The sequence below is a fragment of the Micromonospora marina genome (assembly GCF_900091565.1).
GTDB classification, from domain to species: Bacteria; Actinomycetota; Actinomycetes; order Mycobacteriales; family Micromonosporaceae; genus Micromonospora; species Micromonospora marina.
Genome location: NZ_FMCV01000003.1, coordinates 339,229 through 364,034, shown reverse-complemented (window position 1 = coordinate 364,034; position 24,806 = coordinate 339,229). Strand labels below are relative to the sequence as shown.

The window sequence follows — 24,806 nt, the reverse complement described above, 5'->3', positions numbered from 1 at the left end:
CGACCCGAGCCGCCCGTCCGCACCCGCCGCGTGGGTCAGCGCGCGAACGCCTGGAACTCGGCGATCCGCACGTTCTGCGACTGCGGGCTGGCGGTGGCGCAGTCGGTCGCCGCCCGCGGGTCGTCGTCCTGCTCACCGGCGTAGTCCGGCGCGCCCGTGCACTGGTTGGTCAGCACCTCCACGCGCAGGTGCGTGGCCTTGGTGCGCGGGATGTCGAACGACCGCATGATCAGCTCGGGCGCCCGGGGACGTGGCGCCACCGCCGGGAACGCATCCGGCCGGCTGGTGTAGACCGGGTGGAAGTCGGCCGCGTCGGCGCAGGTCACCAGCCCCGCCGCGGTGCACGCCAGGACCCGGAACTGCCGCACCGCTGAATACCGGCTCTGGCTGCCGGCGTCCGCGTCGCCGGCCACCGCCGGGCGCAGCATGGCGCTCACCTGCACCCGGCGTACCTGCTGGACGCCGCCGGCCAGGTCGACGGTGACCTGCCGGCCGGCGACCGGCGCGCCGAGCGAGGCCCAGTTGGTGGCCTCGTCGTCGTCGGCGATCTGCGGCAGGTTGATCCCGTCGCCGGTGACCGCCGCGCCCGCCGTGGCCGAGGCCAGGTTGGGCCGCATCGCCACCGCGAGCGTCCGGTTCTGGCCCGCCCTGACCTTCACCGGGCCGATCCGGGTGTGGCCGTAGCCGGGTGCCCGCACCACGAACTCGTACGTGCCGGGCACCAGGTCCACCCGGTCGGTCAGCGGGGTGGCCACGTCGGTGTCCGCCACCGGGACCGCCCGCGCCTGGTAGCGCCCGACGAACAACTGCGCGCCGGCCACCGGCCCGCGCTCGCCCACCGGCAGGAACCGCAGCGCGCCCTCCCGCGCGTACGGCGAGGTGAAGCCCGGCGTGGGGTCGGGGTCGGTGTGGCCGACGCTGGCCGCGGTCTCACCGAGGCCACGCCCGGCGAACCCGTTCCAGAGCAGGTCCTGGTTGGCCCCGCCGAACCGGATCCGGTCGGCGGCGAGCATCGCGTCCCGGGCGTCGACCATGCTGACCTGGCTCACCGACATCAGCAGGAACGAGTCGAAGACGAGCTGGATCCAGCGCCGGTTGCCCGGGCAGGCGGTCACGTCACGGGCGCCGGTGGCGCACGCCTTCTGGACGGCCGGGGTGCCGCTGCCCCAGCGGCGCATCATCGCCGCGCGGATGTCGGTGTTGGTGGCGCTCCACAACTCGCCGGAGGCGTGCACCTGGAGGCCGGTGAGGTCGTAGTCGACCGAGCTGTAGTTGAGCGGACTGTCGCTCATGTTGTAGTTGCGGATGCCCGCCTTCGGATCCCCGGTGGTGTACTCGCCGATGGTGAAGCCGCGCCGGCCGGGTGCGGCGTACCCGTGCTCGAACAGGTACTCCATGGCGAGCTGGTCCGACCAGCTCTCACTCATGCCCTGCGGTGAGCTGACCCCGGCGCTCGGGCCGGCGATCATGCGGTTGGTGACCGCGTGACCGTACTCGTGGGCGATCACCGACATGTCGAAGTCGCCGTCCACGCAGGGCGCGTAGAACGAGCCCGCCATGGGCTGCCACAGGTACATGTTGGTGGTCGGCGCGACGCCGTCCGGCGGGGTGATCTGGTTGGCGTTGTTGCGCGCCGCGAACGTGGGCGGACCGCCGCTGACGCCGCCGGCCTGGGCGTTACCCTGCTCCGGGTCGTTACCGAGCCCACCACGACCGAGGTTGTCCTGCTGCATGTTCCAGGTCTCCTCGGTGAACCCGAGGTGGTAGGTCCAGTCGTGCATCCGGTTGTGCATCGCGAACAGGTTCGCCCGCGCCGCGTCGATGTCGTTTGCCTGCGGCGAGGTGAATACCTCCGGGTTGCAGCGCTGCTCGTGCCACTGGTTCGTCCACGGGTACGCGTACCTGCGGTCGGGGCGGGGCGCCGCAGCCTCCGTGCCGACGCTGAACGGGTCGTTGCTGTACCAGTTCTCCACCGCGATCGCGTTGTTGCCCTTGGTCGTGGTGGTGGACTGCCCGGTGGCCGGGTCCACGTCCCACGCCGGGTGCCCCGGCACGCCCACCACCTCGGCGCAGCCGCGCGCCGGCACGGCGCACCAGCGCTTGCGGGTGTCGGCGGAGGACTTGTCGACCCGCGGCGAGTTCGGGAAGACCTCCCACGAGGGGTGGTCGGCGTCGTGGTCGATCAGATCCTCACGGACCAGCACCTCGCCGTCGCGGGCGTCCACGTAGGTGGAGTAGGCGACCGGGTCCGCACCTGTGGTGTCCGCGCCGAGGACCACCTCCCACGCCGCGCGCGGCCCACGGTCCGCGGTCGGCACCGCGACCAACGAGGTACGCACGACCCGCGCGTCGGCCCGGCCGGCGTCGGCGATCGCGGCCGTGCGGGCCTGCTCCGCGCTGATCGTGGCGGGGGCCGGCGTACCGGCGTCGCGGGCGAGCGAGGAGCTGACGTGCCACACCGCTCCGTCGCGTACACCGACCGACAGCATGCCGTCGACGGCGGCCGGCAGGTCGCCGAAGCGCTGCCGGAACAGCGCTGCCGCGCCCTGCCCCATCGGCGCCACGGTGAGCAGTTCCAGCGCGGCGGCGCCCTCGGCGGTCAGGCCCAGCACGTCCCGGTTGGCGGCGACATACGCGCGCGCGGCGGCGGCCGGGTCCGCGGGCAGGCCGGTGGCGAGGGGCTTGCCGGTCGAGGTGAGCGTGGCGGGCGTACCGAAGTCGGTCCAGCGCACGCGCGCGCCGAGCGCGGCGGCGCGGTCCCGCTGGCGCTCGCTGGCGGCGACGCGGCCCTTGCGGTTGTCAGTGGCCTTGGTGTCGTGCCGGTCGCCCGGCAGGTGGTCGGGTGGCGCCTGGGTACGGGTCTGTTCCCGGGGTGCCGCCTGGCCGCCGCCAGCGGCGGTCAGGACCAGTCCGGCTGCCATCAGCAGCGCGGTGGTCCCCGTCAACGCACGGGGTGGTGTGCGCACGGTCCCTCCTGTCATCGTCGAACGGCGATGTCCGTTCCGCCATCCGACCAGCACGATCGACGCGCCAACACCATCCAAACATCCATAGTTGTTGCTACATCGATTTTTCGGCGACGCCGGGCGGGCCTTTCGAGACTCCCGCCTCACCGGGCGAGACACGAATAGATCTTGGTACGAAAGAGCCTCATGAGGGCCCTTTCGTACCAAGATCTCCACAGCGTCAGCAGCGTGCCAGGCGGAGGCGACGCCGGCTCACATGGGCGCGCCGAGGAAGGTGGTCACCGCCCGGCGAAAGTCGTGCGGGTTCTCGACCCACGGCAGATGACCGGATCCGGGGAGGCTGACCCGCTCGCACTTCGGCAGCACCTCCTCCAGCGACTGACCCGTCTCGATTGTTCGACCGCGTACCGCAGCGCCAGGCGCCTGCCCCACGAGTGGCCCAGCAGGGCCGTCCGCGGTCCGGCCAGGTGTTCGCGTACCGCGTCGAGGTCGGTGACGATACGGTCGACCGACCCGAGGTGGTCCCAGAGGCCCGGACCACCGGGACAGAGCACCAGCGGCCCTCCGGCGCCGACCTGGTCGACCCACAGGCGACAACCGTCTTCGGTACGCACGTCAGCAGCCATCGCCGACAGCATGCCGAGCCGCACGGCTGCCGGCAGGGCATGCGGCGCGACGGTCGATGTGGCACGTTTGGCGCATGGATGCCGAGGAGGTCCCGCTCTCCGGCGGGAACGTGACGGCGGGTGTGGTGCGGGTCGGTGACACCGTACGCCGGCAGGCCGGCCCCTGGACACCGGCGGTGCACGCGCTTCTCGACCACCTCTGGTCGGTCGGCTTCCGGGGCGCACCCCGGCCGCTCGGGGTCGACGAGAGCGGACGGGAGATCCTCACCTTCGCGGCGGGCGAGGTGCCGTGGCCGCTCCGCTTCGGCCTGCTCGAACCGCTGGAGCAGCTCGCCAGGGTGGGTCGATTGACGCGCGAGCTGCACGACGCGCTCGCGACGTTCACGCCACCGCCCGACGCGCGGTGGAACGTCCTGATCCCGGCTGACCGGGACGAGATGATCGTCCACCACGATCTCGCACCGTGGAACCTCGTGATCGGTGACCCCTGGGTCGTCATCGACTGGGACCACGCCGGGCCGGGATCGCGTCTGTGGGATCTCGCCTACGCGGCGCACGGCTTCATCCCCCTGTCGGCGCACCCCGACTGGCAGCGCGCCGACGCGGGGCGGCGTCTGCGGACCTTGGCGGACGCGTACGGGCTGGACGAGCGGCAGCGCCGCGACCTGGTGCCGCTGCTGACCGTGCGGACCCGGGCGATGCACGACTTCCTGCGGGACCAGGCCGCGCTCGGGATCGAGCCCTGGGCGACCCACTGGCGGACCGGGCACGGCGACGCGTGGCGCACCGACGCCGAGTACACCGAGCGCCACACGGACCACTGGTTCAAGGCACTGCTGGACTGACGCCGGTTACGGCTCTCTCATCCAGGTCTTCGGATCGGTCACGAAGATGCCTTTACCTTGGTGACGCCGGATAACGCCGAGCGCTTCGAGTCGCACGTAGACCATCTGAATGGTCGAGGTGCCGACCTTGTAGTCCGCCGCCATCTGCGCGATCGGCGGCAGCTTGTCCTCTGGCTTGAGTCGCTTACCTCGGACACCAGCAATGATGTCGTCGGCGATGCGGATGTAGTCGGGTGTCGTAGGCATGGCACTCCTTGCGTGGCATGCCAATTCGATCACGAAACGCCCATGAACGACAACAGCCGGTGGTTGACTTAAACGACTAAGCCGTTAGTCTTGTCCCGGGTCGCTCCTCGCGTGGCAACGAGTTCGGCCCATCCCCCGGTCGGGGCGGGTGCGCGTACCCGTCCCGACCCTCCCGACTGCTCCGCCTCCGTACCGCCGATCCGGGCTGCGGTGGCGGAGCGGGCGGGTCGTCCGCGGCCGGCGTGCGGACGACCCGCCCTTCCAGACCCACCGCACCTGTCCCCTGCTGCTTCCGAAAAGGACCGAGATGACGGCACATCGATCCGGCCAGCCCTACCTGACCGCCCCACCGGCCCGGCTGACCCCGCACGAGGTGCGCACCCGCGCCTTCGACGCCCGCAGGCGGGGCGTCGACCCCGATCAGGTACGCGAGTTCCAGGCCCGGGTCGCCGACGAGCTGACCGAGCTACACCGGCAGGTACGCCTGCTCGCGCAGGAGAACGACCGGTTGAAGCGTGCCCTGCGGGACTGGCAGACCATGCACGCGCGCGAGTGCCGCCCGCCGAACGACGGCCACTGGTAGCGGTGCGTCCACAACCCGGCGATCTGCTGCGGGTCGACGGCCGCGCGTCGGTGCAGTTCGGCGGCGACCGAGGGCTGACGTTCCGGGTCGTGTCGGTCGGTCCCGAGGTGCCGCACACCCACTGGATCTGGCTGACCGGATACGTGCTCAACCGCCGGGGCACCGCCACCGCGAAGCGGGACATCTTCGTCCAGACGACCGGCCTGCGCCGAGCCGGTGAGCCGATGCAGGCCCGGCGACCGAGTCAGTCCCGCGTGTCGGCGAACAGGGTCCAGGCGTCGATCTCGGTCGGCGCCAACGGCCGCGCCGGCAGATAGGACGCCAGGTCGCGGAAGTCCGCCACGGCGTTGTGCACGCACACCGCGAGCGAGAAGTGCAGCAACTCTCGCGCCGCCTGGCCGTCGGGCGCCGTGACGTCGTCGAGCAGCGGGTTGCGCACGTCGAGCGCGAACACCACGTGGCAGGCGCTCTGGTCGGACTTCACCACGCAGTAGTAGCGCCCGGCCTCGGCCAGCCGGTTTCTGATGTTCGCCCAGGCCATCGCCCCGGAGATGTCCGGCACGTCGGCGCCGGCCACGCACGCCATCCGGAAGACCCAGCGGGCCGGGTCGTCGGGCGACACCGCGCCGTAGACCAGCACCAGGCCGCCGCGGTGGAAGACGGCGAAGCCCTGCACGTCCGGGGTGAGGTGCAGGAAGTCCGGGGTCCAGACCCGGTCGTACTGCCGCTCGGCCAGAGTTCGCAGGTACTGCACGGTCCGGCCGGCGGCGTGTCGCGCGTCTACGCCCATGCGTTGTGGTCCTCCCCCGAAGGATTGCGGAGCCTCACGCTACGAAGCGCCTCGATCACGGATCAAGGCGTGCCGATCGAGTCTGGATGGTCGGTCCCGTGGACGGGACCGAAACCCCTCTGAGTCCCACGGATAGGACTACGAGGCGGCTCGTCCGATCGGTCAACACCCGACGCGCGGCTGCGCGCGTACACCGGGCGGGGTTGTTAGCGTGGTTCGCGGACCGCACGGCGGTCCGGCCACCCCTCGCCCGGCGGCCCGCGCGTCCCGGTGACGCCGCGGGACGCGGTGCTGCGATCCGGCATGGAGGGGGTGCGATGACCGCGGTGCCGGAGGGGCCCGATCCGGCCGGCGGCCGGCCGAAGCCCGGCGCGCCGGTGGACAGTCGCCGAAGGCGGTGGGCCGGACGGGCAAAGGCGCTGGGCGAGGCGGCACGCGTACGGACCCGGCGGTTCTGGGACGGCGCGCAACCGACGCTACGGCAGCTCTGGTGGAGCGAGGAGCCGGCGACGCCGGTGACCACAGTCGACCGGCGTGTGCCGGAGCCGCTCGCGGTGCCGGCGCAGGGCCAGGTGTACGTGTTCCTGGTCCGGGCCACCTACACCTGGTCCTCGGACTCGGCCCGGCCGGAGCTGTTCGGCTGGTACGTCGACTACTTCCAGCAGCAGGCCGCGCAACGCCTGCACCGGCTGGCCGTCCGGTACGCGGTGGAGGTGCCACCGCACCGCCCGCGCGACCTGCACGCCGCGCTGACCGCGGCGCTCGCCGACGACGACCCGGCACCGTGGACGTACGCGCGCGGTGAGGTGACGTTCGCCTGCGAGCCCGACGTCACGGTGCACCTGGACGAGCGGGTGCGCAAGCTGCTCCAGCCGTACTGGGAGCAGCGCATCGCGCTGGAGTGCGAGCGCGACCTGGCCCGCCGCCGCGCCGAGTACGCCGAGGAACGCGACCGGCGTGACCGCCGGGAACAAATGCCGGGAGAGGCGGGGCGGGCGCGACGTGGATCGCGGCCGGACGGACCGGTGGAGTCGTTCACCCCGCTGGAGCCGCTTCTCCCCCCGCCCGCGCCGCGCCCGGCCCCCGGACAGCGGTCCCGCCCCGGCGAGCCGGAGCCGCCCCCGGTCTGAGCCGGAGCCGCACTCGGTTCCAGCCGTGCGGTCAGCCCGGGACGGTGGCCGTGCCGGGCGGCCTGCTGGACGGCCGATGACGACGCGGGCAGAACTCTCCTACGGTCAGCCGACCAGGGCGGCGTACCGGCCGCGCCGGTCCAGCAGCGCGTCGTGGGTGCCCGACTCGACGATCCGGCCGTGGTCGAGCACGGCGATACGGTCGGCGTCGCGGACGGTGGAGAGCCGGTGCGCGATGGTCACCACCGTGCGGCCCCGGGCCAGCTCGTCCAGCGCCCGCTGGACCGCGCGTTCGGTCTCGGTGTCCAGCGCGCTCGTCGCCTCGTCCAGCACCAGGATCCGCGGGTCGCGCAGCAGCGTCCGGGCGATCGCCAGGCGCTGCTGCTCGCCGCCGGAGAACCGGTGGCCGCGCGAGCCGACCATGGTGTCGTACCCGTCGGGCAGTCCGCTGATGAGGTCGTGGATGCGGGCGGCGCGGGCGGCGGCCTCGATGTCGGCGTCGGTGGCGTCCGGGCGCGCGTACCGGAGGTTGTCCCGGACGGTGCCGTGCAGCAGGTACGTCTCCTGGCTGACCACGCCCACGACGGCCGCCAGGTCGGCCGGGCGCAGGTCGCGCAGGTCGATCCCGTCGATGGTGATCCGACCGGCATCCGGGTCGTGCAGCCGGCTGATCAGCGCGGCGAGCGTGCTCTTGCCGGAGCCGGTCTCCCCCACCAGGGCCAGGCTGGTGCCGGCGGGGACGTCCAGGCTGACGCCGGCCAGGGCGGCGGTGTCGCTGCCCGGGTAGCTGAAGGTGACGTCGTCGATCCGCAGGTGGCCGCGGGCGGTGGCCGGGTCCAGCGGGACCGGGCGGTCCGGCTCGGCCACCTCGACGGGCAGGTCGAGGTATTCGAAGATGCGGGCGAACAGCGCCAGCGACGCGGTGAGCGTGACGCCGACGTCGAGCAGGCCCATCAGCGGCCGGAACAGGTTGCCCTGGAGCGCGGTGAACGCGACGAGCGTGCCGATGGTGAGCGTGCCGGCGGTGCCGGGCAGCCCGGCGCCGAGGTAGATCACCGCGGGGATGGCGGCGAAGACGATGCTCATGGCGGCCATCCGCCAGCGTCCGGCCAGCTCGGAGCGCAGTTCCAGGTCGACCAGGCGGGCCGAGGAGGCGGTGAACCGGTCGACCAGGGCCGGGCCGGTGCCGAGCGTCTTGGCCAGCCGTACGCCGCTGACCGACAGCCCTTCCTCGATGGTCACGGTGAGGTCTGCCAGTTCGCGCTGGCGCTGGGCGGTGATCTCCCGGCGCAGCCGGGCGACCCGGCGGGTGAGCCAGAGCGCGGGCGGCAGCACGACCACCGAGACGAGCGTGAGGCGCCAGCTCAGCGCCAGCATGGCGACGGTCGTGGCCACGACCGTGGTGAGGTTGGCGGCGATCGAGGTGGCGGTGGAGGTGACCACCGACTGCATGCCGCCGATGTCGTTGGTGATGCGGGACTGGACCTCGCCGGTGCGGGTGCGTACGAAGAAGCCGATCGACTGCCGCTGAAGGTGGGCGAAGACGTCGGCGCGCAGCCGGTGCATGACCTCCTGACCGACGCGGGTGGAGATCAAGGTCTGGGCGACGCCGAGCACGGCGGTCACGGCGGCGACCGCGACCATGCCCGTGACCAGCCAGGCCAGCAGCGTCAGGTCACGCTCGGGCAGGGCCCTGTCGATCACCGTACGCAGGAGGAACGGCGTGGCCATCGCGATGATCGAGGACGCCACGATGATCGCCACGACGGCGGCGAGCGGGCCTCGGTGGGCGGTGAACAGGCGGCCGATCCGGCGCAGGGACACTGCACGGGCCTGGGCCTTCTCGGCGGGGGAAACGGTTCGGCCGGCACGGCGGCCGTCGGGGATGCGATCCAACTGTGCTCCTCATGCAGGGAATAATGCTGAGGTTACCTCAACATGAGGGAGCAACACGAAAGCCTGTTACCGTATTCCCCGTGAGCGGCGGCGACGAGAGCCTGGCCGAGATGTTCTGGGCGGTGGCCCGGCGGCTGCGGCACCAGACCAAGCGCGCGCTCGCGCCGTGGGACATCAGCCCCGGGCACGCGCGGGCGCTCGGCGTGCTGATGCGTCACGGCGCGCTACGGCCCGGCGCGCTCGCCGAGCACCTGCGCATCGCCCCGCGCTCGGCCACCGAGGTCATCGACGGGTTGCAGGAACGGGGTCTGGTGCAGCGGCGGCCCGACCCGGGCGACCGGCGGGCCACGCTGGTCACCCCCACCGCCGAGGGCGAGCGGGTGGGCACCGCGATCCGGCAGGCCCGGGCCACCGAGGCGGAACGGTTCTTCGGCGCGCTCTCACCGGACGACCGGGCCGACCTGGCCCGCATCCTGCGCCTGCTGCGCGCGGAATAGCTCCGCCGCTTTCACCCGTTCCGGGTGAGAAGACGGGCTCCGTTGCGGGGAACAATGCCATCGGGAGGGGGTCCGATGGTCGACGCCACCGAAGAGTTCTTCCGGAGCCTGGGCCAGCGCAGGCAGCGCGGGCTGACAGCGCTGCACGAAGGCACCGTCCGGTTCGACATCGCCGCTGGCGGATCGGTCGACCACTGGCTGGTCTCCATCGCCCGGGGCGAGGTCACCGCGGCACGGCAGGCCACCGGCGGGGACGCCGTCGTCCGGGCGGACCGGGCCGTCTTCGACCGGATCGCCCGGGGCGAGGCGTACTTCCTCACCACCGTCCTGCGCGGCGAGGCCGAAGTGGAGGGCAGCCCCCGGCTGTTCGCGACCGTACGCCGGCTGTTCCCAGCCCCGCCCGGCCCACGTCCGGAACGACACCGGGGAGACGACGATGCGTGACAGCCACGTCGGCATCTTCGACGGGACGGTCTTCCTGGTCTGCGACCGGGCGGGCGACATCACCCCGGCGGCCGACGCCACCCACGGCCTGTTCGCCCACGACACCCGTCTGCTGTCCCGGTGGCAGCTCACCATCGACGGCGAGCGGCTCAGCACGCTGTCCATCGACGACATCCAGTACTTCGAGAACCGGTTCTACCTGGTTCCGGGCAGTCAGGACGTCTACGTCAACAGCACACTCGCGGTACGCCGGACCCACAGGCTGGACAGCGGACTCCAGGAAGACCTGCTCCTGGTCAACCACGACCGGCGGCCCGTCGACCTGACCGTGCGGATCGAGGCGGACGCGGACTTCGCGGACCTCTTCGCGGTCAAGGAGGGCACGACCGACCGCGCGGGGCGGCACTACCGGCGGGTCGACGGCCCGCGGCTCGTCCTGGGCTACCAGCGCGAACGCTACCGCCGCGAGACGATCGTGTCCGCGACGACTCCGGCGGAGGTGGACGAGAACGGCCTGACGCTGCGCGTACACATCGAACCGCACGGCCGGTGGCAGACCCGGCTGACCGCCGAGCCGGACCTGGCCATGCCCCGCGGGCTGGAGCGGCTCAGCCTGCCCGGGCGGGCCGAGGGCCACACCCGGGACAAGCCCGCCGAGCTGCGGGAGTGGCTGGACCGGGCACCGCGCCTGGAGACCAGCTGGGAACCGCTGCAGAACACCTACCGGCAGAGTCTCATCGACCTGGCCGCGCTGCGGTTCAGTCCGTTCCTCGCCGGAGCTGGGTGCGTCCTGGCCGCCGGGTTGCCCTGGTTCATGTGCCTGTTCGGCCGCGACAGCATCCTCACCAGCCTCCAGGCGCTGCCGTTCGCACCCGAACTCGCCGCCACCACGCTGACAGTGCTCGCCTTCCGCCAGGGCAGCCGGATCGACGACTTCCGGGAGGAGGAGCCGGGCCGGATCCTGCACGAGATGCGCTACGGCGAACTGACCGCCTTCGACGAGACACCGCACAGCCCCTACTTCGGCAGCGCCGATGCCACTCCCCTGTTCCTCGTGCTGCTCGACGAGTACGAGCGGTGGACGGGCGACGCCGCCCTCGTACGCGCGGTGGAGCAGGAGGCGCGGGCGGCTGTCGACTGGATCGACCACTACGCCGACCGGGCCGGCAACGGCTATGTCTCCTACGAGCGGCGCAACCCGGTGAACGGCCTGGAGAACCAGTGCTGGAAGGACTCCTGGGACAGCATCTCCTACCGCGACGGCCGGCTGCCGGGCTTCCCGCGCGCCACCTGTGAACTCCAGGGGTACGCGTACGACGCCAAGGTGCGCACCGCGCGGCTCGCGCGCGAGATCTGGCACGACCCGGCGTACGCGGACCGGCTGGAGCAGGACGCCGCCGACCTCAAGCGCCGCTTCAACCAGGACTTCTGGATCGACGACGGCGAGTACATGGCGCTGGCGCTGGACGGCGACGGCCGCCGGGTGGACGCCCTGTCGTCGAACGTCGGCCACCTGCTGTGGAGCGGCATCGTCGAGGAGCCGAAGGCCGAGGCCCTGGTGCGGCACCTGATGTCACCGGCGATGTTCAGCGGCTGGGGTGTCCGCACGCTGGCCGAGGGCGAGGCCCGGTACAACCCGGTCGGCTACCACGTCGGGACCATCTGGCCGTTCGACAACTCGTTCATCGCCTGGGGCCTGCGGCGCTACGGGTACGCCGACGAGGCGGCCCGCATCGCGGCCGGCATCCTGGACGCGGCGGCCTTCTACGACGGCCGACTGCCGGAGGCGTTCGCCGGGCACGCCCGGTCCGATACCCGCTTCCCGATCCGGTATCCGACCGCGTGCAGCCCGCAGGCGTGGTCGGCCGGGGCACCGCTGCTGCTCCTGCGGACGATGCTCGGCCTCCGGCCGGTCGGCGACGATCTCGTGGCCCGGCCCGCCCTGCCTGCTAGCCTCGACTACGTGGCCCTGCTCGACGTCATCGGCCGCTGGGGACGCCTGGACGCCTTCGGCAGGAGCACCGCCGCCAGCGGCCCGAGACGTTACGAGCTGGCGCCGCAGCAGCTCTCCGCACCATGACGGGATCGACATGCAGCGCATCGACTGGGCACACACCGCGGTCGTGGGCGTCCACTGGCAATACGAGGTGGTCAGCCCGGACGGCGTCTTCGGCCCGTTCTTCGCCGACCAGGTGGCCCGGCACGACGTGGCGGCGAACGCGGCCCGGGTCGCCGCCGCCGCGCGGGCCGCTGGTGGTCTCGTCGTCTTCACCCGCGTCGCCTACCGGCCCGGCTATCCGGACCTGATCGCCAACACGCCGAGCTTCGCCATGGTCGCGGAGCGCGGGGCGTTCCTGGAGGGCGACCCGAAGACCGAGATCGTCGACGAGGTCATGCTGCAGCCCGGCGACGTCGTCGTCACCTCCACCCGGCTCGGTGGATTCTCCGGCACCGACCTGGACCTGATCCTGCGTGGCCGGGGCGTGCGGACCGTGGTGTTCACCGGCGTCGCGACGAACCTGGCCGTCGCGTCCACCGCCTACCAGGCGGTCGACAACGGGTATCGCATCGTCACCGTCTCCGACGCGTGCACGGCGGCCACCGACGAACTGCACGACACGTACCTGAGCACGCTGGGCCAGCTCGGCGAGATCGCCACCACCGGCGAGATCGCCTGACCGGCCGCCGGGGGCGCTCAGCGCAGGCCGGCGCCGATCGCGTCGACCAGCAGCGCGCCGAACGGCACAAGGCCACGCTCTTCGGTGACCACGCGATCGCCGAGCGGGTGCTCACGGCCGGGCATCCGCACCGGGCCAAGGCGCTCGGCCGGCAGGTCCGCGACTTCGACGAGGCGACCCGGGTGGCCCGCCGCTACGAGATCGTGGTGGCCGGCAGCGTCGCCAAGTTCTCCCGGCACGAACCGTTGCGGCGGTTCCTGTTCGGCACCGGCGGCCGGGTGCTCGTCGAGGCCAGCCCGACCGACCGGATCTGGGGCATCGGCCTGACCGCCGACGACCCGCGCGCCGCCGACCCGTCGACGTGGCGGGGCGGGAACCTGCTCGGTTCGCCCTGATGGAGGCACGCGCCACGCTCGCCGGCCGGCGGGGTGACGCCTGATCTCGCGCCTGGGGTGCGGGTAACGTGCTGCGGCGTGACCGCGTACTCGCACTGCTCGTTCTGCGGCGCGGCCTACCCGGCGGACGCCGGGTGGCCGCGCGTCTGTTCCTCCTGCGGCGAGACGGTGTGGCGCAATCCGCTGCCGGTGGCGGTCGCGGTCCTGCCGGTCCGCACGCCGGAAGGACTGGGCGTGGTGGTGGTGCGCCGCGACATCGAACCGGCCCGGGGGCAGCTCGCGCTCCCGGGCGGCTTCATCGAGTACGGCGAGGAGTGGTCCGAGGCGCTCGTCCGTGAGCTGCGCGAGGAGACCGGGCTGCGGGCCGAGGCGGGCGAGGCGCGGCTGTTCGCGGTGCACGGCGCCCCGGCGGGCGGCACGATGATGGTCTTCGGCGTGCTGCCCGAGCGGCCGATCGGTGACCTGCCGCCGTCGGCGCCGACCGAGGAGGCCACCGAATGGCTGGTGCTCACCGGTCCGGTCGAGCTGGCCTTCTCCACGCACACCCGGGTGCTCGCCGACTTCCTCACCGGTCAGCGCCCGCTCTGACCACATCCGGATCCGGCTTACCGGCGCGGCGAGACCTCCTGCCCGTCGCGGGAGCCGCCACCTGCGATGAATCGACGAAAAGTCCTACTGATTGAATAGGAAAGGCAGCGTCGCCCAACACGGAGGTCAGCCGTGAGTCAGTCCCCGTCCCCCGCCGAAGCCGTCCACGACGCCGACCGGAGCCGGCAGTGGCTCGCCGGGCACGCCCACGGGCCGGGCGTCGACCGCGACCGGCTGCTGGAGGTGGGTGCGGCGATGGCCGCGGTGACCGCCGCCGCCGCGGAGCGCGAGCCGGTCGCGGTGGCGTCCGCGCCGGTCGGCGTCGACCCCGGCGCGCCGATCGTCAAGCCGCTGCCGCCGGAGTTGCTGCGCCCGCTGGACACCAACGCCGAGATGCGCTGGCCGTCGATGGCCGGCCAGGGGTACGTGGTCCCGGTCGACCGCTTCTTCGTCCGCAACCACACGCTCACCCCGCAGCTGGACCCCGCCACCTGGCGGCTGCGGCTGTTCGGCGACGGCCTGCGCGGCGCGCCCACCCGCGACAACCCGGTCGAGTTCGACCTCGACGAGCTACGCCGGCTGCCCGCCGAGGAGCACGCCGCGCTGCTGGAGTGCGCCGGCAACGGGCGGCGCTACTTCGCCGAACAGCAGGACGAGCCCACGCCGGGCGTGGTGTGGGGGCTGGGTAGCGTCGGCGTGGCCCGGTGGCGGGGTGTCCGGCTCGGCACGGTCCTGCGTCTGGCGGGGCTACGTGACGACGCGGTCGACGTGATGCCCGAGGGCCTCGACCCGGACTACGTCAGCGGCGGGGTGAACCTCGGCCGGGTACGCCGCCCGATGCCGGTCGCGAAGGCGCTGGACGACGTGCTGCTGGCGTACGAGATGAACGGCGAGCCGCTGCCCGCCGACCACGGTTTCCCGGTACGGGTCGTGGTGCCCGGCTGGGTCGGCATCTCCTCGATCAAGTGGGTGGGCGCGATCGAGGTCTCCACCACTGCCCTGTTCTCGCCGTGGAACACGCAGTTCTACCGGATGTTCGGCCCCGGCCAGCCGGCCGACGGCACCGTGCTCACCGCCCAGCCGGTCCGCAGCGCCTTCGAGCTGGCCTGGGACGCCCGGGTGCCGGTCGGCGAGGAGGTGCTGCTGACCGGCCGTTCCTGGTCCGGCAACGGCCCGATCGCGCACGTCGAGGTGGACTCCGGCGACGGGTGGCGCCCGGCCGACCTGGTCGCCGCCGACCGGGGCGGCGCCTGGCAGCGCTGGACGGCACGCTGGCGCCCGCCCACCCCGGGCCGGCACGTCCTGCGCGCCCGCGCCACCGACTGCACCGGCGCCGTCCAGCCCGACCGAGCCGCCGTCAACGACCTCGCGTACCTCTTCGACGCCGTGGTGGCCCACCCGGTGACCGCCTGCTGACCGCCGCGTCAGGTGGTGCCGAGGTAGGCCGGCGGCACGGTGTCGGTGAGCCACACCCCGTTCGCCGAGCGGTAGAACAGGTACCCGGCCTCGGCCATCGCCGCGGCGTCCACGGTCAGCACGACCACCGCGCCGCCCCGGCGCGCGCCGACGCGCCGGGCCGTCGCCACATCAGGCGACAGGTGTACGTGGTGGCGCCCGCCCCGGCGCAGCCCCTGCGCCCGGATCGCGTCCAGCACGGCCTCGCCGGTGCCGTGGAACAGCCGGGGCGGCGGCGCGGCCGGGGTCAGGCCGAGGTCGACCGGAACCGAGTGCCCCTGGCTGGCTCGGATCCGGTCGGCCCCGTCCGGGCCGGTCTCCACCGCGAAGCGCTGCTTGTCGTTGCCCGCGACCACGGCGTCCAGGTGGGCGCGGCTGATCCCCAGCCCGGCGAGCACGTCGGCGACCGGCACCCAGCCGGCCCGGTCGAGCCGCAGCCCGAACGCGTCGGGCCGGTGCCGCAACGCCAGCGACAGCCGCTTGCTCACCCGAACAAGATCGCGATGTTCCACCCGCCCAGTGTGATTCCGCAGCCGTCCCCTGTCGACGCAGTTCCCCACCCGCCCTCCCTCACCCCGCCGCGCCCCGCCGCGCCCCGCCGATCTTGCGGTTTCGGCCCCTCGAATGCCCGGTTCGCGCTATTTGCCGGGGCCGGAACCTCTCGATCGGCGAGCTGGGCTGTCCCGCTAACGCTGTTTCCGGCGATCTTGGAGCTGAGGGCGGGCGGCGTGGCCCCGGAGAGGGACGGAAGCGCGAGGACGCGATAGCGCATGTGAGCTTCCTGGTTCGCGCCGCGCCGGCCGGGTGGCGCGCGGTCCGGACACGGTAGGAGTTCGAGTGCGCTGGAGGTCAACCGTCGGCGGCGGGCTCCGCGCTGCCGGCGAGGTAACCGGCCGCCTGCAACTCGAACAGCTCCCGGTAGAGACCGCCCTCGGCCATCAACGTGTCGTGGTCGCCGGACTGCACGAGCCGGCCGTGGTCCATCACGAAGATCCGGTCGGCGTGCCGGACGTTCGCCAGGCGGTGGGTGATCAGCACGACGGCCCGGTCCGGGTGCCGCCGCAGGTGCTGAAAGAGGGCGTGTTCGGCACGCGCGTCCAGCGCGGCGGACGGCTCGTCGCAGATCAGCAGCCGGGCGTCGCGGTAGAGACCGCGTGCGGCCACCAGTCGCTGCCACTGCCCGCCGGACAGGTCCTGACCGTCCTTGAACTGCCGGTCCAGCAGCGTGTCGTACCCGAACGGCAGCTCGCTGATCATGTCGTGCGCGGCGGCGTCCCGGGCGGCGGTCTCCACGCTGGGGCCGGGCCCGTCGGCGCGGTCGTGGCGGCCGACCCGGATGTTCTGCCGGGCGGTGAACGGGAACTTCCACCAGTCCTGGCTCATCACCGCGACCTGCGCGGCGGTCTGCCGTGGGTCCAGCTCGGCGGCGTCCACGCCGTCCCAGCGGATCGTGCCGCCGGTGGGGCGGTACAGGCCGGCGATCAGCTTCGCCAGTGTCGTCTTCCCGGATCCGTTCTCCCCCACCAGCGCGACCACCTCTCCACGCCGGACCGTGAGGCTGACCTCGTCGACCGCCGCGGTGTCGGTGTCCGGGTAACGCAGGCTGACGCGCTCGACGTCGATCCGCGTGAACCCGTCGACCGGCAGGTGACCGCCGGCCGGGATCCGCCGGGTGGCACGGTCGAGGAAGTCTCGGTAGTCCTGGTAGTAGAGCGCGTCCTCGTAGAGCGAGTTGGTGGCGAAGATCGCCGTGCGCAGGCTCGTACGCGCGGACTGGAGCGCGAGCAGCGCGGTGGCCGCCGCCGCCAGCGCCACCACACCGCCCAGCAGCAGCCCGCCCAGTACGGCGTAGACCGCGAACGCGGCCACGCCGGTCACCGACAGGCCGAGCCCCCGGGTGACGGTCTGCGAGCGGGCCAGCCGGAGCTGGGCCTGTGTCTCCACGGTCATCATCCGGTGGTACTCGGCGAGCAGGAAGTCCCGCATCTGGTAGGCACGGATCTCGGCGGCGGTGTGCCGGTCGGCCATCAACCGGGCCAGCATGAACATCCGGCGGCGACGGGTGATCCAGGCGAGCAGCGCCAGATACTGCCGACGCGCCAGCTTGACCGCGGTGACGGCCTCGGGCACGGCGGCGAGCAGCAGGCACGGCAGCAGGACGGGCTGGATGACGGTGACCGCGGCGGCGGTGGCCAGTACACCGACGACACCGGTCACGAGGTTCACGGTGTGGTCCACAATCGACGCGGCCTCGGCCATGCCCCGATCCCGGGCACGGTCCATCTCCTCGGCGAACCCGGCGTCGTCGAACGCGGCGAGCTCCACGGCGGTGGTCGCCTCGAAGAGCCGGAGTTCCACCTGGTAGTTGATCTGCGGGATGAGCCGGGCCTGCGCCCACCCGGCGGCGACCGTCAGCGCTCCCCGGGCCGTCACGGCGGCGGCCGCGAGCAGGAGCGCGGGCAGGGCGGCGCGGATCCGGTCCGGTGTGGGCCCGGCGGCGAAGAGCTGCCGGAGTACGCCGGTGGTGGCGAGCAGGCCGAATGTGGTGAGCAGCCCGGCGACCACGTTGAGCCCGATCGAGGCGAGCGTGTCCCGCCGGCTGGTCGCCCAGGCCAGGCCGATGGCCTCGCGGACGAGGGCCGGCAGCCGGCGCGCCACCGACCAGAAGCTGGTGTGGGCGAACTCGGTGGCGCGGTTCATCCAGTGCCCGTCCGCCAGCTCCGGCAGCGGCGAGTCGTCGGCCGTCGCAGCGGGCTCATCCGGCGAGTTCTCGTCCAAGGGGCGCCGAAGACCGAAAACCGCTGCCATACGCGCCCTCCTCCGCTACACCGACGACTCTGGAGCTTACGTTCCGCAATCGAAAGATGTCAGTGTGTGATCGGCGTGTCGTACAAATGTCCCAACGGCGTGTCCAGCGGCGGCGGACGGAAAGAACCGCCCGCGCGGTGGTCGCCGCCGGGTCGCGTCGCGCGCGACCGGTCCGGGTGGCAGGCTTGTGGGGTTCGCCGGCGCGCGCCGGCCGACCGCCCGTCGCGAAGGAGAAGATCGACCCGATGGCTGTGGACGTCACCACCACCGACGAATGGCAGGCGCTGCGCAAGCACGCCGAGGCGATGCGCGGCACGCACCTGCGCGACCTGTTCGCCGCCGACGGGCAGCGGGGTGAGCGGCTCACCGGCGAGGTCGCCGACCTGCACGTGGACTACAGCAAGAACCTGGTCACCGACGAGACGATCGCGCTGCTCGTCGCGCTCGCCGAGCGGGTCGGGCTGACCGGCCGGATCGCGGCCATGGTCGCCGGACGGCACATCAACGTGACCGAGGACCGGGCCGTGCTGCACACCGCGTTGCGCCTGCCGCCGGACGCGTCACTCACCGTGGACGGCCAGGACGTGGTCGCCGACGTGCACTCCGTCCTGGACCGCATGTCGGCGTTCGCGCAGCGGGTGCGCTCCGGCTCGTGGCGCGGCCACACCGGTGAGCGGATCACCACAGTGGTCAACATCGGCATCGGCGGCTCCGACCTCGGGCCGGTGATGGCGTACGAGGCGCTCAAGGCGTACCGGGACGCGGGCATCAGCTGCCGGTTCGTGTCGAACATCGACCCGACCGACATCCACGACAAGACCGCCGACCTGGACCCGGCGAGCACGCTGTTCGTCGTGGTGTCCAAGACGTTCTCCACCCAGGAGACGCTCGCCAACGCCGACCAGGCGCGGCGCTGGCTGCTCGCCGGACTGGACGCGGACGACGACGCCGTGGCCCGGCACTTCGTCGCGGTCAGCACCAACGAGCAGCGGGTCCGCGACTTCGGCATCGACCCGGAGAACATGTTCGGCTTCTGGGACTGGGTGGGCGGACGCTACTCGCTGCCGTCGGCGGTCGGCCTGTCGGTGATGCTGGCGATCGGGCCGGACCGGTTCCGCGAGATGCTGGCCGGCTACCACGCGGTCGACGAGCACTTCCGGTCCGCGCCGGTGGAGCGCAACGTGCCGGCACTGCTCGGCCTGCTCAACGTCTGGTACACCGACTTCCTCGGCGCGGAGACCCACGCGGTGCTGCCCTACTCGCAGTACCTGCACCGGTTCCCGGCCTACCTCCAGCAGCTCACCATGGAGAGCAACGGCAAGTCGGTACGCGTCGACGGCTCGCCCGTCACGTACCCGACCGGGGAGATCTTCTGGGGCGAGCCCGGCACCAACGGGCAGCACGCCTTCTACCAGCTCATCCACCAGGGCACCCGGCTGATCCCGGCGGACTTCATCGCGTTCAGCCGGCCCAACCACGACCTGGGCGACATGCACGACCTGTTCATGTCGAACTTCTTCGCCCAGACCGCCGCGCTGGCGTTCGGGCGGACCCGGGAGCAGGTGGAGGCCGAGGGCACCGCGCCCGAGGTGGTGCCGCACCGGGTGATGACGGGCAACCACCCGACCACGTCGATCCTGGCGCCGAAGCTCACCCCGGCGACGCTGGGCCAGCTGATCGCGCTCTACGAGCACATCACGTTCACCGAGGCCGCGATCTGGGACATCAACGCGTTCGACCAGTGGGGCGTGGAGCTGGGCAAGGTGATGGCCAACCAGCTCGCGCCGAAGCTCACCGGGCCGGACCCGGACCTGGCCGACGTGGACACCTCGACCGCCGAGCTGATCCGCCGCTACCGGGCCGAGCGCGGCCGGAGCTGACCGCACACCCGTGGCGTCCCGCGCACTCCGGGCGGGCCGCCACGGGTCAGCGGCGCAGCAGGTCGGCGTGCGCGGCGCGCAGCCGGGTCAGCGCCGGGTCGCCGGCCGGGGCGCGGCGATCCAGTTCGGCCCACGCCTCGGCGAGCGCGTCGGCCAGCACCCGCAGCTCGGCGGCGTGCCGCCGGCCGGACTGCCGGTGCAACTCCTCCAGGCGGCGGGCCCAGCCGGCGCTGATCGCGGCGACGCGTTCGGCGTCGGCACGTGCCTGGGCGCCGGTGCGGGCGGCGGTCGCGGGCACGATCGCGGCGACCGGCCGGGGATCGCCGTCGCGGGTGACGAGCGTGACGGTGTCGGTCAGCTCGGCCAGGGAGACGAGCTGGGTGAGCCGGGTGCGGACCTCGCGCAGCGGCAGGGCGCGCGGCTGGGGGGACCGGTCGGCCAGTGCGGGGACTGCCATGGACACATGTTCACGTCCGGGTACGACAATTTCGGCGGTCAGGCGGTCCACTCCGGCGCCAGCACCGACCAGACCTCCAGGTCGGCGCGGCCGTCCGGCACCGGGGCGGCCCCGCGCATGACGCCGTCGCGGCTCATGCCGAGCCGCCGCGCGACGGCGACACTGCGCTCGTTGCCCGCCTTCGTGACCCACTCGACCCGGTGGATGCCGCGCTCCCGCACCGCCCAGTCGATGACGAAGCGGGCCGCGCGGGTGACCAGGCCCTGCCCCTCGGCGCCCGGTTCCAGCCAGCAGCCGGCCTCGCACACCCCGCGTTCGGTGCTCAGCGACACGAGCAGCACGCCGCCGACGAGCGTGCCGCGCTGCCAGATGCCCCAGATGCCGCCGTCGTCGCGGGCCCACCGGTCGGCGTACGCCTGCAGGACCTTGCGGGCCGACTCGGCGTCGGTGGCGACGAAGGACGCGCCGACCCACGGCGCGATGTGCTCGCGGCAGCGGTCGAGGTTGGCCAGGAACTCGTCGGCGTGCCAGGGCGACAGTGGACGCAGCTCGGCGTCGTCGGTGAGGGCATGGGCGAACATCCGAGGACGCTAGCAGGACCGTCGCGGTTTTGTCGGTCGGTCGCTCTACGGTCTGCGCCGTGAACGCCGTCCAGACGTACCGATACCTTCAGCCGTCCGCGCTGCGCTCCGCCGGTCTCGATCTGCAGACCTGCGGCGGCCCGGCGGCCAACCCGCGCTTCTTCACCGGGTTCCTCACCGCCCCGGCCGCCGCGGCGGCCGGGCTGCTCGCCGTCGCCGAGGTGGCCCGCACCCGCTACCACCAGCCGGTCAGCCCGGCCAGCCTGGACCCGGTGGTGACCGGCAGCCGGGGCCGACTGCGCTTCGAGTCGTTCTCGGGCTGCTGCGGGGTGTACGCGCGGATGGACGTGCTGCCGGACGGGCTGAACGGGGAGATCAGCGGCCACGGCACCACGAACGTGGACGTGAACCCGCCGCTGCGGGAGGCGCTGGCCCGGGTGGGCGGCATCGAGCCGCTGCACGTGGCGGTCGGGCCGGACGACCTGACCGTCTCCACCCTGGACGGCTCGGTGGTCGAGCGGAAGGTCCCGCTGCCCGGCCGCTGGCTGCGCGGGTTCGCCGAGGTGCACGTGCTCACCGCCGGTTTCGAACCGCGCGCCGAGATCGCGACGGCGGAGGCGGCGGCGTTCCTGCGCCGGCTGCCCGCCGCCGGCGACCGGAGCGTGCTGTGGGCGGTGCCCGCCGGGCGTACGCTGCGGCTGACCTCCCGCCCGGTGCCGGGCGCGGTCTGCCTGGCCGGCGCGGGAAGGCTCGCGGCGCTGCGCGGCGTGCTGCGGCACGCGCGCTCCCTGCGGGTGTACGGCCCGGCCGTGCGGGCCGGTTCACCGGCCGTGCCGAGCACGTGGGAGCTGGACACCGGGGCGTTGCGGGTGTCGCTGACACTCTCCCCCGAGCCGTACCGGGGGTTCTCCGGCGAGGGGGCGGCCCTGGCGGCGCTCGCGGGCGACGAGGTGGTCGACGACGCGGAGCTGGTGGGCGCGCTGCTCAACTGGGATCCGACGATCGACGTCGCCGCGCTGGCCGACGCCGCCGCGCTGCCCGACGAGCGGGTCCGCGCCGCGCTCGCCCAGCTGGGCACCGCCGGGCGGGTCGGTTACGACGTGGCGGACGGGGCGTACTTCCACCGGGTGATGCCCTACGACGCGGGCCGCGCGGAGCGGGACAACCCGCGGCTGGTCGGCGCGCGGGCACTCGTCGAGCGCGGCGCGGTCGAGCGCGACGGCGAGCACGCGACGGTACGCACCGGCGCCGAGACCTACCGGGTACGCCGGCACCCGGACGGCGCGTACTCCTGTTCCTGCCGCTGGTGGGCGCGGCACCGCGGGCAGCGGGGGCCGTGCCGGCACGCGCTGGCCGTGTCGATGGCCGCGGCGCCGGTGGAGGCGCTGTCGTGACCGGCTTCGTCGAGGCGGTGGCGCGCGGCAGGATGTCGAAGGTCCGGTCGGCTCTGGCCGGGCTGGACGAGCCGGCCCGGCGGGCGCTCGGCGACGAACTGGTCGCCGATGTGCGCCGCCGGCGGGACGCCTGGTGGTGGCAGGGCGAGGCGGCGACGCTGGCGGTGGCCGCGGTGGGGACGCTGAGCACCCCGACGAAGGTCGCCGCGCTGCTGGGCCGCCGGTCGGTCTGGCTGGTCGGCGTCGACGCCGCGCCGGTGGTCGACGTCGCCCGGGAACGCGGGGTGACCTGGCTGGCCGACGTGGCGTACAAGCTGGCCGACCGGCTCCCCCGGGCCCGGATGGTCGCGGGCTGGCGGTTCGTCGCCGGTCTCCTGCTGGCCGAGAAGGCGCCGCCGTCGACCGCTGACGACTTCGTGCGCGGCTGGGCGGCGGCGCAGGGCTGGCCGGACCCGCGCGGTACGCGCCCGCCGACGGTGGACCGGCTGCGTGCCGACCCGTTCCTCGACGCCCTGCTGCCGCGCCTGTTCGAGGTGGACGGTGTGGGCACCGAGCTGGACCGCGGCGACGGCACGGGGACGGAGGCGGTGCCCCGGGCGCTGACGGCGTTGGCGGCGGAGGGCCGGCTCGACCGGGCGGTCCTGCTCAACGGCGTCCTGGGCCGGCTGCTGCGCGGCGACCGGCCGGGCGCGCTGCGACCGTTCCTGGTCCTGCACGACCTGCTGGCGCCGACCCCCGACGAGGTGGCGGTGCGGTCGAGCGCCTATCTGCGGCTGCTCGCCGACGGCCCCGGTCCGGTGGCCAGCGCCGCCCAGCGGACGCTGCGGCAGGCCGGTGACGTCGCCGAGCCGGAGGCGCTGTGGGAGGCCGCCCGGACGGTGCTGGCCCGGCCGGAGAAGGCCCTGGTCCGGGCGCAGGTGTCCTGGCTCGACCGGCTGGCCCGCCAGCACCCCGACCGGGCCCCGCAGATCGGCGCGGTGCTCGCCGTGGCGGCCGACCATCCCGATGCCGGCCTGCGCGAGCGCGCGCTGACGCTGGCGCAGCGCCACGGTCACCGGCCGGTGGCCGTCACCAGAGTGGCCGAGGCGCGCGACGACCTGCCGCCGCCGCTGCCGGCAGCGGCCGCGCCGCCCCCGATCGCCGAGGTGGACGAGTTGGTGGAGGAGGTGGCGGCAGCGCTGCGCGGGCAGTGGCCGACAGCGGTTCTCGAACGGGTCGTGGAAGGTCTGGTGCGGCTGGGCACCCGCGAGCGCGACCGGGTCGCGGCGGCGCTGGCGCCGGTGCTGCGCCGGGCGGGGGTGGCCGAGTGTGACGAGAGCTGGGGCCGGTTCCTGCCCGCGGCGCAGGTGAACGGGTTGCTGCTGGCAGCCGCCGGGATCGGGGACGCCACCCGCCGCCGGGACCACTGGGCCTCGGTGCTGGCGACGTCCCGGTCCGCGCAGGCGGCATCCGGGCGTCCCGCACCGACGTGGCTCTACCGCCTGCGCCTGGCCGAGGCCGGGCAGCGGCTGGCCGGTCACGACGATCCGGGGTTGATGTCCGCGCCCACCTCGACCAGCGGGGCGATCGAACCGGCTGTGCTGTACGAGCGGCTGGCCGCGCTCGGCGACCGGCCGCACTGGCGGTGGGACTGCACGCAGGCCTTCCTGCGGCTGCCGGCCGTCGTCGACGAGCCGCTGGCGGCACGCGCGGAGGCGCTCGGCACGACCGCCGGGATCGAACTGGCGGTCTGGTTGCGTGGCGAGGTCGTGCCGGTGCCGGCGCAGGAGGTGGTGACTGTGGGCCGGCGGGAACGATCCCGCGCGTACGACTGGGCCTACGACTCGTTGCCGGACCGACGCCGGCTGGTAGCGCTCACCCCGCCGGCCGACGTGGACGACCGGTTCGGACTGCTCACCCTGGCGCCTCCGGCGATCGGCACCCGGATGTTCGGCGCCGTCGACCTGTGGCCGGCGGTGCTGCCCGGGCACCGGGGCGTGGTCGCCGCCCAGGTCCTCCCCGAACTGGCCATGGCCGCCCAGGAGGGTCTCGGCGGGCGAGGACCGGTCCTGCTGGCGCTCGCCGAGTGCACGGGCGCGGGCGGGCCCGCGCTGGACCTGGCCGTGGCGTACGGGCTGTGCGCCCGGCACGAGGCGGACCGGGTGGCCGCGCTCGACGCGCTGCTGCTCCTGGCGGCCGCCGGTGACCTGGACGCGCCTCGGATCGGCCGGCATCTGGGCGAGATGGGGACGCAGGGGCAGGTCGTCCTCACCCGGGCGGTCACGCCCCTGCGCGACGCGGTGGCGGCGGGTGCCCCGCTGAGCGCGTGGCGGCTGCTCGCCGAGGCGTTGCCGCCGCTGCTGGCCGCGCCGGCACCGCCCCGGGGCACACCGGACCTGCTGGCGCTGGCGGCGGAGGCGGCGGCCACGACAGGCGTCCGGATCGAGGTGCCCGGACTGGCCGACGTGGTGGCCCGCGGCGGCGGCAGCAGGCTGGTCGCCGAGGCCCGCCGGCTCACCACCGCCCTGGCGGCCTGAACCGGAGCCTCACCGGCCGAACCGGCGCTGT

At 73.6% G+C, this 24,806-nt stretch carries 21 protein-coding genes and 1 pseudogene; 14 read left to right on the top strand and 8 right to left on the bottom strand.

Annotated features, from left to right (window positions below; translation table 11 throughout):
• Positions 1-35 precede the first annotated feature (35 nt).
• A complete protein-coding gene (locus tag GA0070215_RS06105) occupies positions 36-2,966 on the bottom strand; it encodes a M36 family metallopeptidase (RefSeq protein WP_091042737.1) in 2,931 nt (976 codons plus the stop codon).
• A 700-nt stretch (positions 2,967-3,666) separates the two neighbouring features.
• Between GA0070215_RS06105 and GA0070215_RS06095 the strand changes: the two genes are divergently transcribed.
• Positions 3,667-4,437 carry a phosphotransferase gene (locus tag GA0070215_RS06095; protein ID WP_091042732.1) on the top strand — a complete coding sequence of 257 codons (771 nt, stop codon included), beginning with the start codon at positions 3,667-3,669 and terminating at the stop codon, positions 4,435-4,437.
• 6 nt (positions 4,438-4,443) lie between these two features.
• Here the strand turns inward: GA0070215_RS06095 and GA0070215_RS06090 are convergent, their stop codons facing one another.
• Positions 4,444-4,683 carry a winged helix-turn-helix domain-containing protein gene (locus GA0070215_RS06090; protein ID WP_018784030.1) on the bottom strand — a complete coding sequence of 80 codons (240 nt, stop codon included), beginning with the start codon at positions 4,681-4,683 and terminating at the stop codon, positions 4,444-4,446.
• Positions 4,684-4,990: 307 nt separating this feature from the next.
• On the opposite strand from GA0070215_RS06090, the gene GA0070215_RS06085 reads away from it, so the two are divergent.
• Both GA0070215_RS06085 and GA0070215_RS06080 read left to right on the top strand, forming a co-directional pair.
• Complete coding sequence (locus tag GA0070215_RS06085; protein WP_018784029.1) at positions 4,991-5,266, top strand: DivIVA domain-containing protein; 276 nt, start codon at positions 4,991-4,993, stop codon at positions 5,264-5,266.
• A gap of 2 nt (positions 5,267-5,268) precedes the next feature.
• Entirely contained in the window at positions 5,269-5,583 is a 315-nt protein-coding gene (locus tag GA0070215_RS06080; protein WP_036344945.1) for a hypothetical protein, read from the top strand.
• Here the strand turns inward: GA0070215_RS06080 and GA0070215_RS06075 are convergent.
• Positions 5,511-6,056, bottom strand: coding sequence for a hypothetical protein (locus GA0070215_RS06075; RefSeq protein ID WP_091042728.1), 546 nt, complete (start codon positions 6,054-6,056; stop codon positions 5,511-5,513). The two genes, GA0070215_RS06080 and GA0070215_RS06075, sit on opposite strands and share 73 nt — an antisense overlap.
• A gap of 317 nt (positions 6,057-6,373) precedes the next feature.
• On the opposite strand from GA0070215_RS06075, the gene GA0070215_RS06070 reads away from it, so the two are divergent.
• Positions 6,374-7,186 (top strand): hypothetical protein, encoded by an 813-nt coding sequence (locus GA0070215_RS06070; protein ID WP_091042724.1) that lies wholly within the window; start codon positions 6,374-6,376, stop codon positions 7,184-7,186.
• A gap of 105 nt (positions 7,187-7,291) precedes the next feature.
• Here the strand turns inward: GA0070215_RS06070 and GA0070215_RS06065 are convergent, their stop codons facing one another.
• Entirely contained in the window at positions 7,292-9,082 is a 1,791-nt protein-coding gene (locus tag GA0070215_RS06065) for an ABC transporter ATP-binding protein (RefSeq protein WP_091042720.1), read from the bottom strand.
• An 80-nt stretch (positions 9,083-9,162) separates the two neighbouring features.
• Here GA0070215_RS06065 and GA0070215_RS29500 point away from each other — a divergent pair, with 80 nt between their 5' ends.
• From GA0070215_RS29500 to GA0070215_RS06030, 7 genes and pseudogenes are all read left to right on the top strand, one after another.
• A complete protein-coding gene (locus GA0070215_RS29500) occupies positions 9,163-9,579 on the top strand; it encodes a MarR family winged helix-turn-helix transcriptional regulator (RefSeq protein WP_091042717.1) in 417 nt (138 codons plus the stop codon).
• A gap of 75 nt (positions 9,580-9,654) precedes the next feature.
• On the top strand, positions 9,655-10,023 hold the full coding sequence (locus GA0070215_RS06055; RefSeq protein WP_091042712.1) for an SCP2 sterol-binding domain-containing protein: 369 nt from the start codon (positions 9,655-9,657) through the stop codon (positions 10,021-10,023).
• Entirely contained in the window at positions 10,016-12,103 is a 2,088-nt protein-coding gene (locus tag GA0070215_RS06050) for an amylo-alpha-1,6-glucosidase (protein ID WP_091042708.1), read from the top strand. Before GA0070215_RS06055 ends, GA0070215_RS06050 begins: the two co-directional genes overlap by 8 nt.
• 10 nt (positions 12,104-12,113) lie before the next feature.
• Positions 12,114-12,701: a cysteine hydrolase family protein gene (locus GA0070215_RS06045; protein ID WP_018784022.1), complete on the top strand. Its 588-nt coding sequence runs from the start codon at positions 12,114-12,116 to the stop codon at positions 12,699-12,701.
• A 68-nt stretch (positions 12,702-12,769) separates the two neighbouring features.
• Positions 12,770-13,140 (top strand): annotated as a pseudogene (locus tag GA0070215_RS06040) (NADAR family protein); the annotation flags it as partial.
• 34 nt (positions 13,141-13,174) lie between these two features.
• Positions 13,175-13,684 carry an NUDIX domain-containing protein gene (locus GA0070215_RS06035; protein WP_091042705.1) on the top strand — a complete coding sequence of 170 codons (510 nt, stop codon included), beginning with the start codon at positions 13,175-13,177 and terminating at the stop codon, positions 13,682-13,684.
• Between the two features lie 132 nt (positions 13,685-13,816).
• Complete coding sequence (locus GA0070215_RS06030) at positions 13,817-15,100, top strand: sulfite oxidase (RefSeq protein WP_091042703.1); 1,284 nt, start codon at positions 13,817-13,819, stop codon at positions 15,098-15,100.
• A gap of 8 nt (positions 15,101-15,108) precedes the next feature.
• Here the strand turns inward: GA0070215_RS06030 and GA0070215_RS06025 are convergent, their stop codons facing one another.
• Entirely contained in the window at positions 15,109-15,651 is a 543-nt protein-coding gene (locus GA0070215_RS06025; RefSeq protein WP_036344942.1) for an RNA 2'-phosphotransferase, read from the bottom strand.
• Positions 15,652-15,988: 337 nt separating this feature from the next.
• A complete protein-coding gene (locus GA0070215_RS06020) occupies positions 15,989-17,947 on the bottom strand; it encodes an ABC transporter ATP-binding protein (protein ID WP_091042700.1) in 1,959 nt (652 codons plus the stop codon).
• A 245-nt stretch (positions 17,948-18,192) separates the two neighbouring features.
• On the opposite strand from GA0070215_RS06020, the gene pgi reads away from it, so the two are divergent.
• Complete coding sequence (pgi, locus tag GA0070215_RS06015; protein ID WP_091042902.1) at positions 18,193-19,827, top strand: glucose-6-phosphate isomerase; 1,635 nt, start codon at positions 18,193-18,195, stop codon at positions 19,825-19,827.
• Positions 19,828-19,873: 46 nt separating this feature from the next.
• Here the strand turns inward: pgi and GA0070215_RS06010 are convergent, their stop codons facing one another.
• Complete coding sequence (locus tag GA0070215_RS06010; RefSeq protein WP_091042698.1) at positions 19,874-20,284, bottom strand: hypothetical protein; 411 nt, start codon at positions 20,282-20,284, stop codon at positions 19,874-19,876.
• 38 nt (positions 20,285-20,322) lie between these two features.
• The gene (locus GA0070215_RS06005) at positions 20,323-20,865 is read right to left on the bottom strand and encodes a GNAT family N-acetyltransferase (protein ID WP_018784014.1); all 543 of its coding nucleotides are present in this window, start codon (positions 20,863-20,865) and stop codon (positions 20,323-20,325) included.
• Positions 20,866-20,924: 59 nt separating this feature from the next.
• Between GA0070215_RS06005 and GA0070215_RS06000 the strand changes: the two genes are divergently transcribed.
• Together GA0070215_RS06000 and GA0070215_RS05995 are read left to right on the top strand one after the other, a co-directional pair.
• A complete protein-coding gene (locus GA0070215_RS06000) occupies positions 20,925-22,259 on the top strand; it encodes an SWIM zinc finger family protein (protein WP_091042696.1) in 1,335 nt (444 codons plus the stop codon).
• On the top strand, positions 22,256-24,775 hold the full coding sequence (locus GA0070215_RS05995; RefSeq protein WP_091042899.1) for a hypothetical protein: 2,520 nt from the start codon (positions 22,256-22,258) through the stop codon (positions 24,773-24,775). The genes GA0070215_RS06000 and GA0070215_RS05995 overlap by 4 nt, the downstream gene beginning before the upstream one ends.
• Positions 24,776-24,806: the final 31 nt, after the last annotated feature.

Coding starts and splice junctions, on each gene's coding strand:
- GA0070215_RS06095 (WP_091042732.1), top strand. CDS start 3,667: ATGGATGCCGAGGAGGTCCCGCTCTCCGGCGGGAACGTGACGGCGGGT.
- GA0070215_RS06090 (WP_018784030.1), bottom strand. CDS start 4,683: ATGCCTACGACACCCGACTACATCCGCATCGCCGACGACATCATTGCT.
- GA0070215_RS06085 (WP_018784029.1), top strand. CDS start 4,991: ATGACGGCACATCGATCCGGCCAGCCCTACCTGACCGCCCCACCGGCC.
- GA0070215_RS06075 (WP_091042728.1), bottom strand. CDS start 6,056: ATGGGCGTAGACGCGCGACACGCCGCCGGCCGGACCGTGCAGTACCTG.
- GA0070215_RS06070 (WP_091042724.1), top strand. CDS start 6,374: ATGACCGCGGTGCCGGAGGGGCCCGATCCGGCCGGCGGCCGGCCGAAG.
- GA0070215_RS06055 (WP_091042712.1), top strand. CDS start 9,655: ATGGTCGACGCCACCGAAGAGTTCTTCCGGAGCCTGGGCCAGCGCAGG.
- GA0070215_RS06050 (WP_091042708.1), top strand. CDS start 10,016: ATGCGTGACAGCCACGTCGGCATCTTCGACGGGACGGTCTTCCTGGTC.
- GA0070215_RS06045 (WP_018784022.1), top strand. CDS start 12,114: ATGCAGCGCATCGACTGGGCACACACCGCGGTCGTGGGCGTCCACTGG.
- GA0070215_RS06020 (WP_091042700.1), bottom strand. CDS start 17,947: ATGGCAGCGGTTTTCGGTCTTCGGCGCCCCTTGGACGAGAACTCGCCG.
- pgi (WP_091042902.1), top strand. CDS start 18,193: ATGGCTGTGGACGTCACCACCACCGACGAATGGCAGGCGCTGCGCAAG.
- GA0070215_RS06010 (WP_091042698.1), bottom strand. CDS start 20,284: ATGGCAGTCCCCGCACTGGCCGACCGGTCCCCCCAGCCGCGCGCCCTG.
- GA0070215_RS06005 (WP_018784014.1), bottom strand. CDS start 20,865: ATGTTCGCCCATGCCCTCACCGACGACGCCGAGCTGCGTCCACTGTCG.